This is a genomic window from Ensifer sp. EB106-05-01-XG146 (genome assembly GCF_058791875.1).
This window is the reverse complement of record NZ_JBYTDX010000003.1, coordinates 13,257-28,757: the sequence shown is the minus strand read 5'-3', so window position 1 is coordinate 28,757 and position 15,501 is coordinate 13,257. Positions and strand designations below refer to the sequence as shown.

10 protein-coding genes and 1 pseudogene are annotated in these 15,501 nt (G+C 57.6%); 8 read left to right on the top strand and 3 right to left on the bottom strand.

Features of this window, described 5'->3' with window-relative positions; all coding sequences use genetic code 11:
* Positions 1 to 823 precede the first annotated feature (823 nt).
* The 3 genes from AC3WVQ_RS28670 (at position 824) to AC3WVQ_RS28660 (ending at position 7,034) form a co-directional block, all read left to right on the top strand.
* Positions 824 to 2,392 carry a DUF8225 domain-containing protein gene (locus tag AC3WVQ_RS28670; protein WP_492383324.1) on the top strand — a complete coding sequence of 523 codons (1,569 nt, stop codon included), beginning with the start codon at positions 824 to 826 and terminating at the stop codon, positions 2,390 to 2,392.
* Positions 2,392 to 5,901, top strand: coding sequence for a Dyp-type peroxidase (locus AC3WVQ_RS28665; protein ID WP_492383323.1), 3,510 nt, complete (start codon positions 2,392 to 2,394; stop codon positions 5,899 to 5,901). The genes AC3WVQ_RS28670 and AC3WVQ_RS28665 overlap by 1 nt, the downstream gene beginning before the upstream one ends.
* 128 nt (positions 5,902 to 6,029) lie before the next feature.
* Positions 6,030 to 7,034, top strand: coding sequence for a S1/P1 nuclease (locus AC3WVQ_RS28660; RefSeq protein WP_492383322.1), 1,005 nt, complete (start codon positions 6,030 to 6,032; stop codon positions 7,032 to 7,034).
* 586 nt (positions 7,035 to 7,620) lie between these two features.
* Here AC3WVQ_RS28660 and AC3WVQ_RS28655 read toward each other — a convergent pair.
* A complete protein-coding gene (locus tag AC3WVQ_RS28655; RefSeq protein ID WP_492383321.1) occupies positions 7,621 to 8,955 on the bottom strand; it encodes a S8 family peptidase in 1,335 nt (444 codons plus the stop codon).
* 559 nt (positions 8,956 to 9,514) lie between these two features.
* Between AC3WVQ_RS28655 and AC3WVQ_RS28650 the strand changes: the two genes are divergently transcribed.
* The 3 genes from AC3WVQ_RS28650 to AC3WVQ_RS28640 are packed head-to-tail and all read left to right on the top strand — an operon-like array spanning position 9,515 to position 11,858.
* Positions 9,515 to 10,033 (top strand): hypothetical protein, encoded by a 519-nt coding sequence (locus tag AC3WVQ_RS28650; protein WP_492383320.1) that lies wholly within the window; start codon positions 9,515 to 9,517, stop codon positions 10,031 to 10,033.
* 8 nt (positions 10,034 to 10,041) lie between these two features.
* On the top strand, positions 10,042 to 11,298 hold the full coding sequence (locus AC3WVQ_RS28645) for a hypothetical protein (RefSeq protein WP_492383319.1): 1,257 nt from the start codon (positions 10,042 to 10,044) through the stop codon (positions 11,296 to 11,298).
* Complete coding sequence (locus AC3WVQ_RS28640; protein WP_492383318.1) at positions 11,295 to 11,858, top strand: hypothetical protein; 564 nt, start codon at positions 11,295 to 11,297, stop codon at positions 11,856 to 11,858. The genes AC3WVQ_RS28645 and AC3WVQ_RS28640 overlap by 4 nt, the downstream gene beginning before the upstream one ends.
* A 309-nt stretch (positions 11,859 to 12,167) precedes the next feature.
* Here AC3WVQ_RS28640 and AC3WVQ_RS28635 read toward each other — a convergent pair whose 3' ends face one another.
* Positions 12,168 to 12,464: a hypothetical protein gene (locus tag AC3WVQ_RS28635; protein ID WP_492383317.1), complete on the bottom strand. Its 297-nt coding sequence runs from the start codon at positions 12,462 to 12,464 to the stop codon at positions 12,168 to 12,170.
* Positions 12,464 to 12,892: pseudogene (locus tag AC3WVQ_RS28630) on the bottom strand (IS66 family transposase); the annotation flags it as partial. The gene AC3WVQ_RS28635 and the pseudogene AC3WVQ_RS28630, both read right to left, overlap by 1 nt.
* A gap of 113 nt (positions 12,893 to 13,005) precedes the next feature.
* Between AC3WVQ_RS28630 and istA the strand changes: the two are divergent.
* Together istA and istB are read left to right on the top strand one after the other, a co-directional pair.
* A complete protein-coding gene (gene istA, locus AC3WVQ_RS28625) occupies positions 13,006 to 14,538 on the top strand; it encodes an IS21 family transposase (RefSeq protein WP_112977380.1) in 1,533 nt (510 codons plus the stop codon).
* Positions 14,528 to 15,322, top strand: coding sequence for an IS21-like element helper ATPase IstB (gene istB / locus AC3WVQ_RS28620; protein ID WP_192445786.1), 795 nt, complete (start codon positions 14,528 to 14,530; stop codon positions 15,320 to 15,322). The genes istA and istB overlap by 11 nt, the downstream gene beginning before the upstream one ends.
* The last annotated feature ends 179 nt before the right edge of the window (positions 15,323 to 15,501 follow it).

The window sequence follows — 15,501 nt, the reverse complement described above, 5'->3', positions numbered from 1 at the left end:
GGGCAGGCCCGATCGCTCTTGGAAGTCGTGTCGGACTGGCCGGCTGCGCTCCATGGCGTAAGGACCACGACAAGCCACAAGAATGCTCTCAGATTGCGCATATCCAAGTCTCCCCAACGTGAACCGGACACAGGCCATCTCGCGCCTCGGGCTACCACCCGCGCGTTCCTCAGCCTGAATGCAAGCATTGGCTATCGTTTTGTCGAATATCTGCGTGTGAAACAACTTCCCGTTCAACCCTGCAACGACGCAGGCATGCCCGGAGAGTTAGAAAGAAAGAATATACACACCTTCTACAAGAATGCAACTCTGCGGCGTAGGCGGCAATGGCACGGCCACCCTTGTAGATGGCCGCTTCACTGGATGAGACAAGTAAGCGGTTAGTTGACGAGGTTTGCCATGCACTTGCCTGATATGAGACCGTCTATTGGCGATGCGTGCCGACTTTTGGCGCTTAAGGGCAATTTTTGTGAAAGCCACGCGATTGGGCGGCCCTCGACGTCGTTCGCAGAGATCATGATGTTGCCGGAGCGATGCTGTTAAGCCTGACATTGCGTGGACAAGAATGGCTTGACAGCAAGCAACCTAGAAATGAATTATATAAGCATTCAAGAAGCTACAAACCTCTACTTTCTAAAGAAAGTTGGGCGCAAGATATGTTGTAAGTTGCGCACGATGCGGAGGCGGTTCGTGCGAACAACTTCGGTTCGCCGAACGCCCGCAAGATACTGAATTGCATATAAGACAAACATCGCGATCGAGTTGGTCTGAACGAGATGCCGCGCACTCGTTTGACGCAGTGCGGGACCGGAAGGGGTTTTCTATGCTTTTTCGAACGCCTGCAGACGTGGGTGCGAAGGATTTTGTGCGCGCTACCCACAACGATGCGCAGCAACTCGCCCAGGGCTGGAACAGTTACCAAGCTCGCAATCTTGGAGATGCTCTGACGAAGAGCCGCAATTACTACGACCCACGCACGGTTGTCGCCGATGCAACGGCGCCAATCCCTTGGAACGCATTTCCGCGAGCTCTTGAGCGCTGGCACAGCGTGCTTGGCGATCCAACCCCAGCCAAACAAGCTGAAGCGGAGACGACGGCCGATACAGTGATCGAATATCTCTTGTGGTGGGAGCCCGGGAAAAACGGAAAGCCGGAGATCCAGGAGCATCCTGCTCATCTGACCGATCTGTTGACCCCTGAGCGACAAGCCTTGGCGCGACGTCCCCGGCTCGGTTCTGGAGCAGGCGCCGAGTTCTCAATGTGCTATCGCCAGCAGGATGAGTATTGCGAGTGGCACGCCGATCACGACCACCAAGGACGGCTTATCCGACTTTCTTTCACCGCGGAGCCGCCCGAGTACTGGACGTTCCTTGCGGCAAGCGAGCCAGCCCTCGTTTTCCAGCTCTACAAGGAGCTGGTTGGAAACCATGTTCGCCGCGACGACATCTTTTATCCGGAGCCGCCGGTAGTCTATGGCATGGGCAAAGACGGTATAAAGCGTTGGCTCCCTTTTGCGGAGAAGGGCGCCTACAATCGTTACAACAAATGGAATTCGACGCATGGTGCGGTTCACCTGACCCACCCAGCCAACACTCTCGGGGCGGAGATCGACCTTGCAGCCCGCGCGTCGCTTGCCTGGCAATCGGATGTCGATGGGCCTAGTCCCGATTATGATGACGATCCTGCGCTGACGCGCATCGCCTGCGCTGGCTATGGCGCCATCAATCGAAGCAGCGACCCAAGTATCGGTGAACAAGTCGGCATTCAGGTCATGGCCAACAATCGTGTTTCCCTCACGGATCCGATTGGCCTCTATATCGCGACAATCGACCTCTCTACACTGGAGCGAGAGGGCCCCACCGGTCACATCCCAGTGCCTGAAACAGATGTCTTAAGGGTTACGCGCGGAGACGCCGATGCTGTCCATCCGCGCAAACTTCATTTGAAACTTGAGGCTCCAGAGGGCGCTGATTGGGTCCTCGGCGATTGCTTCCTCGACAATCGCCGTCTCGAGCGCGCGGGACAGGTCGCCCGTAAAATCACGATGGCACTCTACGCCGACGTCAAGAACGGCGGAGCCAACAAGGATGCGCAATCGTGCCTCAATATTCTCGTTTGCAGGCACCCAAAGAGCCCCGGGTTTTTCGGAACCTTCAATCGGCAGTTTGTTGCTGCCTGCAAAAGCGCAACCAAAGATGATTGGACAGAAGAGATACCCTACGAATATCCGGGTGGTCTAATCGCGGGCAAGCATCAGGACCTCGATCTCGCACCGACACTGCCCTCGAAACAGGCTCGGGGAGCTGCGGGAGGCGATCCGACGAAGGATGCTCCAGTGGGCAAGGAGATCATCGCCGAGCTGCCGATCGCCACAAGCCGTGCCGCTTTCTGATGAGCGATCTGGAACCGCTCCTCGATGCGGACGACATACAGGGGCATGTGCTTGCGGGGTTCGGCAGGGCATTCGAGCTCCTAATAGGTCTTCGCGTCAAGACCGAGAAGATTGAAGCGGCCAAGGCCGCGATGTCGTCCATTACCGCTCACGTTACTCCTTTGCGATCCTCCGCGAAGGCCAAGGCACTGCGGCGGCACAAGGCTCTGTCGGGATTGATCCCGACGGCGCCTTCGGCCCCGAGCCTTGCGATTGCCTTGTCCTCGGCGGGGCTTACAAAGCTCGGAGGTGATGCAACCAAGATTCTTGACTCGATTTTTCACATGGGACCCGCAAAAAGTGCAAGCGGGCTAGGGGACGAGGTAGATGCGAACGGGATGCCTCAGGGATGGCAGTTCGGCGACATCCCGGAGCGAGAACCCGATATCCTCTTGATTATTGCCTCGGCGGATGAGGCCCAGGTTCTAGCGGCGGCAGACCAGTACATGGAAATACTCGGAGAGACGGTTGCCGTCGTGCTTCGCGAATGCGGCCGAAGAATTGCGCGCGATGCCGAGCATTTCGGATTTGTCGACGGAATATCGCAGCCAGGTGTTCGCGGCAGGCTGGATGACGGCACTTATCTTACCCCTCGTGCCTATTCAGCCGAAAACCCACAGGGTGCGATGTGGGCACGCCCGGGTCAGCGTTTGACTTGGCCTGGGCAGTTTGTCTTTGGCTATCCCGGCCTCAACCCAGACGCGGTGCAGCAGCCCGGAGCGGTCGTTGGGAACGACCCGTTTCTCAAGAATGGTTCATTGCTGGTTGTGCGCCGCCTTAGCCAGGACGTCGGCCTCTTCTGGGAGGCCATGGGCAAACTTGCAGAACAGTTCACTGCCGCCGCCGGAACACCCTGGACCGCCGAAATGGCGGCGTCCCGTGTCGTTGGCCGTTGGCGCGATGGAACGCCGGTTTCGCTTTCGCCTAATGGCGAAAATACGGAGATCGCGCGTGATTTTTATCGAAAGAACGGCTTCAAGTTTGTCACGCCGGTTGCGGCCGCCACACTTAAGGACGATCACGGAAACCATGTCTTCCCGGGCGCCCCAGCCGATCCTCAGGCGAAGGCATGCCCATTCTTCGGTCATATTCGAAAGGTCAATCCCCGCGATCAGGGCCATGATTTCGGCGGAGCTGGCAGCACGCTTAGAAGCCAAATGCTCCGCCGCGGAGTGCCGTTCGGACCGGATTGGCGCGGCGAAGAGGACGGGGCCGACCGCGGGCTGCTCTTCATGAGCTATCAGACATCAATTCAACACGGTTTCTTCCGGTTGATGTCCGAATGGGTCAAGGACCCCATCCGGCCCATCGCAGGCGGTATCGATCCGGTGATAGGGCCCTCGCCGCCGGGTGGTCGGCGGTTGCGAATGACGCTCGGCGACAAGCAGGTCACGTTTACGCTTGCCGGGCAATTCGTTCGTGCCACGGGCGCAGGATACTTCTTCACTCCAGGCATCGACACACTCAAGTCACTTTTTCAGAACGCTCGCAATGTCGCGAGTGTCCAGGCTGCCGGTAGGATTGCCATGTCGAAGCGCACAAAGTCGAAGAAACAGAAAACAGTCGGGATCGAAGCCGAGAGCACTGCAAAATCAAACGAGACGCTCATCCGCTCGCCCGGAGGCAAGCTCTTGGCAAGGATGTTCTCGTTGCCGGTTACAGAGCTTGCCCAACTGCCGATCTATTCCACTCAAGATCGCCGGCATCTGATCGACCAGCTTTCGATTGCGCTCGACTGTTTCTACGTCAACCTTAACCGCAAAAAGGCCATCTATGGCTTCGACCCGGTCAGAGCCTTGGAGCTGCTGCGGCTACAGGTGGCTGCGCTGTCGGACGCTGAGTTCCACGAAAACCTCGTTGAAATTCTCGCGCGTGTCCGAGATCGCCACGTCATGTTTTACGGGCGCTCACCCTATGGGACGTCAGCAGTGCTGCCGTTCATGGTGGAAACCTGTTGGGACGCGGGAACCGAGATATATGTCGTCACCAAGCTTGAACCGGGTGCGTCGTTCAAGGATCTTAAGGCAGGAGCGCGGGTCACACACTGGAATGGAATTCCGATAGACCGCTATGTCCGCTTGACTGCCAATCTTTTTGACGGTGGCAACGAAGCGTCATCGCTAGCGCGTAGTCTCGCTTTTCTTACGCACCGCCCTCTCACGCGATTTGGCCCTCCGCTCGAGGAATGGGTAGATCTTCGCTTCTCGCTCAATGGCGCCATCGCCGAGGAACGCTTCAATTGGACAGGGTTTAATGCGGCCGTTGCGCCGACCTACCCTGCCCTCGGACGCAATCTTACTGGTTTTGGCGGCGACCTGCTGCTCATGGACCTGCAGAACGCGCGGCGTGTGCTGACCGCGCCCCAAACATTCGACGCCGTACCCCCTGCATCGCCCGTTCCCCCCGAGCTTGGTGTCCCTGTCATCCAAGGCAGCGCAGCGGGCGATGTCATCGACTACGGCACAGTGACAACCAGCGATGGGACTTTCGGCTATGTGCGCTTATGGTCGTTCAAGGCGGACGCCGTCGATGACCTCGTCGATGCCCTTGTGCCAATCCTTCCAAATTTGCCGCCGAACGGCCTGATCCTCGATATCCGTGGCAACACGGGCGGCTACATAGCTGCTGGCGAACGCATTCTACAGCTTTTCAGTTCTCAACCGATCGTGCCGGCGCGCTTCCAGTTTCGCGTTACCGATCTAACTCGGGCGATGGCGGTCGTCAGTGATGCATTCATCAATTGGCGTCCCTCGTTCGAGGAGGCCTTTAAGACCGGTGAAGCTTATACACGAGGTATCCCCATTGAAGGCGACGATGCCGACTACAACCAAGTCGGACGCAAGTATGTTGGCCGCGTTGTCCTCGTTTGTGATGCCTTGGCGTTCAGCACCGCAGACATGTTCGCTGCTGGCTTTATGGATCATGAAATTGGCACCGTCATTTGCACTGATGCCAACATGGCAGCGGCTGGCGGGAATAATTGGGGGTGGGATGTCGTACGCCTCTTAAATCCTGACTTTCGCCTTGATGGGAAAATGAGAGCCGACTTCCTTGCCGGCAATTTGTCTGCTCAGGTGGCCGACGCCTTCAACGCTGCTGGTGCCTCCTTGTCAAAAAATGCGACCCTGTCCACGGGGCAGGTCGAGAATGGGGACACTGCGTGGACAATCCGGGACGGTGCGCTTTCCCACGTCGTGCGCGATCAGCCGTGGATGAGCACCGATTTGGTCGTCTATCTCGCACGCAGCCCTGCTGGTTTGGGCGATTTGCCTAAAGATATCTACGTGAGCCTCACAATGCGTCGCGCGTTGCGCGTCAAGGCCAACGAAGGTCGGGTGCTCGAGGATACCGGAATCGTGCCCGACATCCTCTATCGCATGACGCTCCGCGATGTGATGGAGCAAAATCAAGATTTGTTTGAAAGCGCCGGCAAAGAACTGATCACGCGCTCTGCACGCCTTGCAGTGTGAAGAGGAGGCGCCGGTCAGCGAAAGGGATCGAGGAGACGTGGCGAGTGAACGCGTAAAGTTCAATCAGGCAATAACTCGTGAGTATCACATATATCATCGCGCGCAGTCGATGTTGGGGAGGCAGTACCATGAACGTTTCGCTGATTGACGACTCAAACCTTCGCAAACCGGAGCTCGGCTTGTTTGCCGGGGAATTCTGGGGCATCGGTCGCCACGAGCTGGTGGCGGGCGCTGCAGAGAACTTCCTGAGCCCCAAAGCCTTGCTTGAGGTCGAGCGGATCATAAGCGTGCTCGGTCCCTCGAACCGCCTTCGAAGCCTTGCCGGTTGGGCCGACCGCATCAAGAGGCGCAAGCCTCAGCCAGGTGACGACCCCGATACGGTCGCGTTCTTAAGCGACCCTCTCAACGAGAAGCAGGATACGTGGCACTACGTCAATCTCCCGGCCAATGCCGAGATCTACGATCGCGCCCGGTATCCGGCGTTCACGCGTGACGATGATATCGTCCAGATGACCATAGCAGCGATCGACGTTCTGGCGGGCGCTTCGACCCGTTTCAGCGAGCTCAACGCCCTCCGCCTGGTGACGCACTACGTTGGAGATGTCCACCAACCGATCCATGTTGGCTGCGGCTTCATTGATGCTGAAACCAGCCCGCCGGGCCTCGTCCTGGACCCAGAAGTTGCCGCTGCCGGCGAGCTCCCTCATGATCGTGGTGGTGGCCGCATAAAACTGCCTGATGATGCTGGCGGAAAGTCGCTGCATGAGTACTGGGACGGAATGGGAACGTTCAAGCCTGACTTGATGGCGGCCACTAAACAGGGCGAAGTCCAAGAGCTATTCGTGCAAAAACTCGTCGAAATGGTCCGACTGTCTCAGCCAAAGACATTCAGCTTCGCGAGCGCAAAAGATCTCGCGCCACAGTCCCGCGTCCAAGCCTGGACCAGAACCTCTCTAGAAGGGGCCAGACAGGCTTATCAGTCGCTCGTTCCAATCGGGCGATCGGGACCTTCTGTCACTGTCAGTTGGGAAGGAAAGGCGTCCTACGACGATCGCTGCCGGCCCATCGCCAATCGCCAGCTGACCCATGCGGCGCACAATCTTGCAGCACTCTTGAATGATCTGTGGTCCTAGAACCTTCACGCCTTAGAAAGCGAAAGCTCCCGCACGCACGGCTTCCACGCAACCCCAGCGTTCAACCGAGTAATGCGGGCGCCTTTTACTTCCTGCGCGGTCCAAAGGCCTCTATCCGCGGATTTGAGAACGGTCCACGATAGGATCTTGCCGTCGCTCCGGCGGACCGAGCGGACGATGCGGCTTCGGCGGTGACCTTGACGGCATAGAGACCTCGGTCGGGGTCTACGCAGACCACTCCGAACTGCGCATCGATGCTTTCAAGGGAAACACCAAGCGTCGCCGCTGCGCTTTTGAGGTCGGGTTCGGCCTCAGGGCTGGAAACGGTCATAAGGATCTTCTCGGCACTCATCTTTCCAACCTTTTGCCAGCGCGTGGCGTGCAAGGAATTGCAGCGGCTTGCCGCCTCAGTATGCCAGAAGCCATATCGAGCCAAAACACGGTATTACACCACGAAGGGTTCACCAACGTGGGCAGCCGAAGTTACCTAACCTTTCAAGCGCCCGCGGGCGGCCGGATCCGGTGTTCCGGCACTTTCAAACTAAGACATCTTTACGTTTGTAGCGATTCGCATGAGCGGAGTGACTTAGAGCCCGAATTGTTCCGCGGCGGGAACGGGTCTTAGCACGCCTCCCCCATAATCGTTGTTCCAACCGCCTTGCGACACAGGGCGCGGATCGGCCGTCGCTATTAACTGCTTAAATAGGACTTCCGGCGGTGTATTGCCAGGAGGCAGGCATGTCCGGATGGCTGCGACGCAGCCGGCTACCACCGGGCAGGCAGCGGAGGTGCCGGTATCCGGCAGGCCCGTCCCGAAGGCTTCCGACCCGATGAAGTGCGTGTAGCTCGTCAGATCCGGCTTGTTTTTGCCCATTCCCGGTATTGCAGGCCCCTGGCTTGAATAGCCAACACGCAATCCGTCAATGTCGCAGCCGGCCACGGTGAGTACCGCTGGATGGGCGTTCGCGCCGGTAATGCTGTGCTTGACCACGCCTTCGCAACGGTTGTCCGGGCAATCCCTTCCACAATTGCCTGCTGCAAACAGGATATCTGCGCCCGCCTTGGCGAGCGTGCCGACGATAAGGTTGAATGGGTGATCAGGATTGTCCGCGTATCGGCCGGGATGTCCTGCGGGAAAGTCCCAACTCGGGCTATACATTCCCCAGCTGTTATTGATGACCAATGCGGAATACTTCCAGCTTCCTCCCGTTAATTGGTCACGCAGATATGAATAGGCAAGCAGTGCGTCGCTAAGGAAGCCTTGCATGACGCTCCCGCCCGGTGTCGTCGACTGCAAGATGGGAAAATCGAGCAGTGTGCATTTCGGCGCCGCCATCAGGGCGTCGAAGGCGCACATGGTTCCATGATCTACCTCGTATTCCCCGGGTCTGTTGTGCGCCGCGCCCGGCGGAGCCCAGAAGACCTTCTTGTCCAGTTTGGGCTTCAACCCGTGTGATTTGAGATGAGCGACGTTTATTCCACTATCCATGATCGCGACAGCCACCCCCTTGCCGGAAAGGCCCTTGGCACTCAATGCCCTAACATCAAGCATATTCGCGACTTGTGAATGCGAGCCTCTGGCATCAGCACCCGCGCAAAGCGGCTTCACCATGCCGATCTGAGGATCGGCGAAGATGCGAACGCCTTTGGACGGATTGCGCACGCTCTCAATGCCTTCCGTGTCGATCGTTCCGCGCATAGCGAATACTGGAGCGGCTCCGACGGATGAGGTGGCGAGCTTGATCTGGCCCGCTCGGTGGGATGCGAGCGGCAGAGGCGGAAAGCCAGGGTCGAGGATCAGCCCGGCCTTCTTCGACGCCTCAGGGAAGGGGCTTTGTGGTTGTTCCGGTGAAAACGCGAGCTTGCTCCACTCTCTGACCCGGTCTTCGGCAGGAATCGTGACAATGACAGAAACACGCATCGAGAAGCTCCGATCAAATCATTTCCTAAGGCTGATCAAACGGCAGACATCGCTACTTTGAGCATGGTCATTTATGCCACTACACGCAACGCCCTCTGCCGGATGATATTCGTTTTCAACTGCACCAATCGACACAGCAATGAATGTGAGCAGCAAACTGAAGAAATCACTTGCGTGAAGTGCAATATTGATCAAATCTGCACCCTTGGAGAGTACTGTTCTGCGATGCGAAGCTGATGCTCAGTTAAAACGTATACTATCCAGAGCCCGTTGAGAGGAACGAAGAGCCTGGCAGCAGAAATAGATGCATCTTATAAGATTCACCTGGACCAGCACTTTAAGACGCATGCCCTATCGCACAAGATCAGTAGATCCCACGTTGGCTATTCAAACTCGAAGGTTGTTCAGGAGTATCTCCTTGGAGTTTATAAACAACGGTGCCTCCAAATTCTCACGTCGCGTTTCGATTGGAAATCTGTGAACCGCTGAGATTTAGTTGAAGTGAAAACTTATATCCTCGTCCTTCTTATCGAACACAACGCAAAGAGCGGAGGGCAACATGGCCACTTGGCACATCAGCACCGTAACCTTCCCCGAGTTCAATGAGCGAATGTCAGCGGTCGACGCTCTTGCAATTTCGCGCACAATTCCGACCACGGCCATGATCGTAGCGGGCACGTCCGGCGACCGCATCATCACAGAGTCAGACATCGAGCGAACGGAGAGTTTCGGGGCCGGACTCACCCTTGGCCAGGTGTCCCTCTCGTCAAAACACGACTATCTCAAGCATCCGCTAGTCGGGCACTTGCCACTGGTAGGTGCTCTGCCCGACCACCTCGGCCTGGCGTCAGTGGAAGTCGACTCTGGCGGAGTTCCAGCCAAGCTTACCAGTCGACCAAGGGACGAACTGTTTTTGATCCTTGGAAAGGACGAGCTGCGAACACCACGAGTTGTTGGCGTTTTTTGGAAAACCGAAATCATGAAGTCAGTTCATGATGTCTGGGAATGCCCGCGGGGCGATGTTTACCCTTCTGGTGGCGTTTGTCCCATTCACGGTCGTCCGCTTCGCAAGAGGTAGCAAAGGTCATGTTCGGGCCTGTTCTGGAGAAGATCGATATCTGGCTTGGTCGGTCGTTTCTCCTGGCGCGCTATTTTCCATGGTTACTCTTTGCCGTCGCCAACTTGACTGCGGCGTCGGTCGAATTTCCCTCCGTTCGAAGATTCCTGCTCGGCGAATATGAAGGCTTGGGTTCCGGTGACAAATTGTTGGATCTTGCGATCTTTCTCGCCATCGTTGCAGTTGCCGCCTTCACCCTTTCGCCAGCAACACAGCCAGTTCGTCGCATCTTGGAGGGCCAAGACCTACCTCTCTGGCTAGCCGAGCCGCTGTTGATCTTTCATATCAGCGAACGTGACCGACTGGTCGAAAGCAAAGATCGCCTTTTCACCGATCGCGCAGCGCTGCCGTCGACGGAAGAATTGAGACGAAGGCTTTCTGATGAGCGCAACCGTGGCGAAGCTCGTCAAATTATGGAAAGGCCGAGACTGATTTCCGCAGCGGCCGAGCATCTGCAAAAGCTGCGAGCACTGCGCGCACTTAATCGCCACATCGCAGCCGCCGATCTCAACGCTGCAGCGGATGCTTTGGCAGCTGCGCTCCATAGCAACTGCGCCGATCCAAGCTCGCTCGCCGTAGGCGCTACAATCGAAGAAAGGACGCAGTCTGAAACACTTGGACGACTGCATGAGGAGATGGCCAAGAAGCTTGCGCCCTACGCGATCGATGTCGCGCGGTCGCGCGAGGCGAAAGTACTTGAACGTTATGACAAGCTCTACGCTGAGGCCGAACTAACGCCGACACGGCTGGGAAACGACACCGCCGCGCTGCGCAACTACGCCCAGAGTCGCTACGGTTTCGACTTCGATCTTTTTTGGCCCCGTCTACAATTGGTTATAAAAAACGACCAACTGAGAAACAGGCTTGATGCCGCTGAGGTCCAGGTGGATTTCTCAATTCTCTGCCTCGTGCTAACCATCGCCTTCATGGCGGTTTGGCTGGCTATTCTCGCTGTATGTGGCACTTCGTTCGCTCTGCTTGTTGCAGTTATCATCCTCTGCCCGTTGTTGCTTTCCTTATGGATGTGGATGACCCGCGAAAGCTTCACCGCGTACGCTGGTTTGATAAGAGCAGCAATTGATCTGAGCCGTTTCGATCTATTTGACGCATTACACCTCACACTCCCGAAAGCGACAACGGATGAAGCGGCTGCGTGGCTGCAGCTTGAACGTTTCCTAGCGCTTTCGGTTAAAGAGCCAATCTCTTACCAAGAGAGCCGCACATGACGGAACAAGCTAAGCTTGATCAAGCCCTTCGCGCCGCCCAGTTATCTCGGTATGCCGTTCCCATCGCCTACGTCTTTACGATCCTCATTGTGTGCATTTTGTTTTTCTACCGGTCTCAGCCCCCCGCGCCAACTGCGGCACGGGATATGGCGCGAAATCAACGGCTCGCCAGCGGCGATCTCACAACAACTGGAATAGACGGCCTGCTCGGCACCTACCTCAACCAGGATGTTAAGCGCGGCGACCCAATCTCCGGCCTGGATGTGAGCAAACAGTCACAACCGCCGCCAATTGCGAACATAATCGCCGCGGTAATCAATGTGCCGGCCGCGGCGCGGACTAATGCAGGGATCGACGTCGGAACTGACGTTCAGATCTGCGTTGGATCGAACGGGATCGGCGGACTGACGAAAGTTCGCTCGATTGACTGTGACGCGGCCAATTGTAGCGTGCTTGTTGAACTGCCTCCGCTTGCCGCGTCGCAACCGCTTCCGAAAGACCTTGCGCAAGCTTGGTTGGCGACATCGCAGCGGCAAGGCTGCGCAAGTTCACCACCGTAAGGATGGGACTGGCGGTGGTCGCGTGACCCAGCGCGTGCCAATGTTATTAGACTTCCGAGTTCTACCCGAAGCTGCTCGCGCCCGACAGGTGGGTGACGCCAAGTTCGCAGGTTTGTTGGGGCTGGCGCTACAAACATGCTCGCCGTACTTTACGTGCCGACGCACGCGCCATAAATGTTCTAAAATAGAGTCGATATCGTCGGATTGTGACGCCAATGTCCCCTATGTGGGCGACTACGTTTTTTTGCTTGACTTGGATTGCGATGGGGCAAAACCAACGATGACGAGATTTTCGTAACCGCCCGATTGTTACCGCGGAGATTTTGCTTTGATGCGGGCGATAAGTTCTTCGTCGTCGACAAAGCTGTCGAGGAAGTCGTTCCATTCCTGAGTTGAGCGGCGAGCATAGGAGAGCATTTGTTCCAGCTCCTCCATGCCGTCGTCTGTCAGTGCGATGACGGATTCGTCCTCGCTGTTGTAGACACTGATGATACTGCCGTAGGTCAGGTTGTCATCGTTGCTGACGATCGCCCGAAGAAGCTCTGGATCCTCGCCAAGAATTTCGGCGACATATTTGATGGTGCGGACATAAGTGACTGTTGCCATCAGGCCGCCTCGGCGCAGATGACGGCCACGGGTGACCAATTCCAGGGGAGCAGTTCGTCGAGGCGATTGATCTTATGATCGTGGATACGGTCGAGCACATCGGCCAGATAGGCCTGTGGATCGAGGCCATTCATCTTGGCCGTCTCGATGATCGTCATGGCGCGCGCCAAGGTCTCCGCGCCGGTGTCAGCGCCAGCAAAAAGCCAATTCTTTCTTCCGATTCCAATCGGGCGCAGCGCCCGCTCGGCGGCATTGTTGTCCATTGCGACACGACCGTCTTCCAGGAACAGGCAGAATGACGACCAGCGGCTCAGGCCGTACCGGAAGGCTCGTGCCAGATCGCCCTTGCCCGGAATGCGGGTCAATTGCGCTTCGGCCCAGACACGCAATGCCTCGACTTTTGCCTTGCTGTGTTTTTGACGCGCGGCTGTTGGTTTCCGCGCGGAACTGAGCCGGTTAGGCGCATAATTTCCATTGAGAATTGAGCCATGTGAACCTTCCCCTCAACGCGGTGAGCGACGGGGGCAACGGAGTGATCCACATGGGACTTTTAAACATCATCCGTCGGATGGCACTGCGCGAGAAGCTGTCGGTTCGCGAGATCAGCCGACGAACCGGATTGTCGCGCAACACGATCGCGAAGTACTTGAGCGCTGGCACGATCGAACCGAAGTTCGCGATACCAGAGCGACCAAGCAAGCTCGATCCTTTTGCCGATAAACTGGCCGGCTGGCTGAAGACCGAGGCCGGGAAGTCGCGCAAGCAGCGTCGAACGTTGAAGCAGGTTCACGCCGATCTGGTGGCTCTTGGCTTTGCCGGCTCTTATGGCCGGGTGGCCGCTTTCGCCCGTGATTGGCGGGCTGATCGGCAGCGTGAGCAGCAGACGACGGGCCGCGGCATATTCGTTCCGCTGTCTTTCCGCCCAGGTGAGGCATTCCAGTTCGATTGGAGCGAGGACTATGCCGTCATAGGCGGAGAGCGCGTGAAGCTTCAGGTCGCGCACATCAAGCTGTCGCACAGCCGTGCTTTTCTGCTCAGAGCCTACTTACTGCAGACGCATGAGATGCTGTTCGATGCCCACTGGCACGGCTTCCGGGTGTTCGGCGGCGTGCCTGGTCGCGGCATCTATGACAACATGAAGACGGCGGTCGATCGCGTGGGACGGGGCAAGGAGCGGCAGGTCAACATCCGCTTCCTGGCGATGACGAACCACTACGTCTTCGAACCCGAGTTCTGCAATCCGGCGGCAGGCTGGGAGAAGGGTCAGGTCGAGAAGAACGTCCAGGATGCCCGTCCACGGCTGTGGCAACAGATGCCGGACTTCCCAGATTTGGCGGCATTGAATGCCTGGCTGGAACAGCATTGCCAGAACCTGTGGCGGGAGACATCGCACGGCACCTTGCCTGGCACGATCGCCGACATTTGGGTCGCAGAGCAGGCCGCGTTGATGGCGTTGCCTAGCGCTTTTGACGGCTTCGTCGAGCAAAGCAAACGCGTCTCACCGACATGCCTCATTACCTTCGAACGGAACCGCTACAGTGTGCCTGCATCCTTTGCGAACCGGCCCGTCAGCCTGCGGATTTACCCTGAGCGGCTGGTCGTTGCGGCCGAGGGCAATATCCTATGCGAACATGCGCGGGTCATTGAGCGCAGCCACGACAAACCGCCGCGAACGATTTACGACTGGCGGCATTACCTTGCGGTCATCCAGCGCAAGCCCGGTGCCTTGCGCAATGGTGCGCCCTTCCTGGAATTGCCGTTGGCCTTTCGGCAATTCCAGGACCAGATGCTTCGCCGCCCTGGCGGTGACCGTGAGATGGTCGATATCCTCGCGCTTGTGCTTCATCACGACGAACAGGTCGTCGTCAGGGCTGTGGAACTGGCTCTGGATGCGGGCGTGGCGACCAAGACGCACGTGTTGAATCTTCTGCACCGGCTGATCGACGGCAAGACGACCGACGGCCCGGACATCGATACGCCACAGGCGCTGACCTTGCTGCGTGAACCCAAGGCCAATGTCGAACGCTACGACGGCTTGCGCGTCCGGATCGTAGGAGGTCGCCATGCGTCATGATCCTGCCAGCGCGGCCGTCGTCATCATGCTGCGCAGCCTGAAGATGTATGGCATGGCCCAGGCCGTCACGGACCTGATCGAGCAAGGGGCTCCGGCCTTCGACGCGGCCGTGCCGATCCTGTCCCAGTTGCTGAAAGCCGAAATGGCCGAGCGCGAGGTTCGATCCATCGCCTATCACATGAAGGCTGCCCGCTTCCCGGCCTACAAGGACCTCTCCGGCTTCGACTTCGCCGCCAGCGAGATCAACGAAGCGACCGTGCGCCAGTTGCACCGATGCGAGTTCATGGACGGAGCGCAGAATATCGTGCTCGTCGGCGGGCCGGGCACAGGCAAAACACATGTCGCGACAGCACTCGGCATTCAGGCGATCGAGCATCATCGCCGAAAGGTCCGCTTCTTCTCGACCATCGAATTGGTCAACGCGCTCGAGCAGGAAAAGGCCAAGGGCAAGGCGGGCCAGATCGCAGAGACGTTGGTCAGGCTCGACGTGCTGATCCTGGACGAGTTGGGATACCTGCCGTTCAGCGCCTCCGGCGGCGCATTACTCTTCCACCTGCTGAGCAAGCTCTACGAGCGGACCAGCGTGGTGATCACCACCAACCTCAGCTTCAGCGAATGGGCCACGGTCTTCGGCGACGCCAAGATGACGACCGCTCTCCTCGATCGTCTGACCCATCGTTGTCACATCCTGGAAACCGGCAACGACAGCTTCCGCTTCAAAGCCAGCTCGGCCGCTGCGGCCCAGAAGAGAGGAGAAAAAGCCAATCCCTTGACCAAACCCTGATCAGAATGCGGGTTTCGGTAATTCGCGGACAGGGTTTCCATTAAATCCCGGACAGCGATTTCACTAAATCCGGGACAGCATTTCCGCTAATTCCCGGACAGCGATTCCGGTAAATCCCGGACAGTCTTTCGGCGATTAAAACATCGACTTTCGCACGCGCCGTTTTGCCATTCTGGACC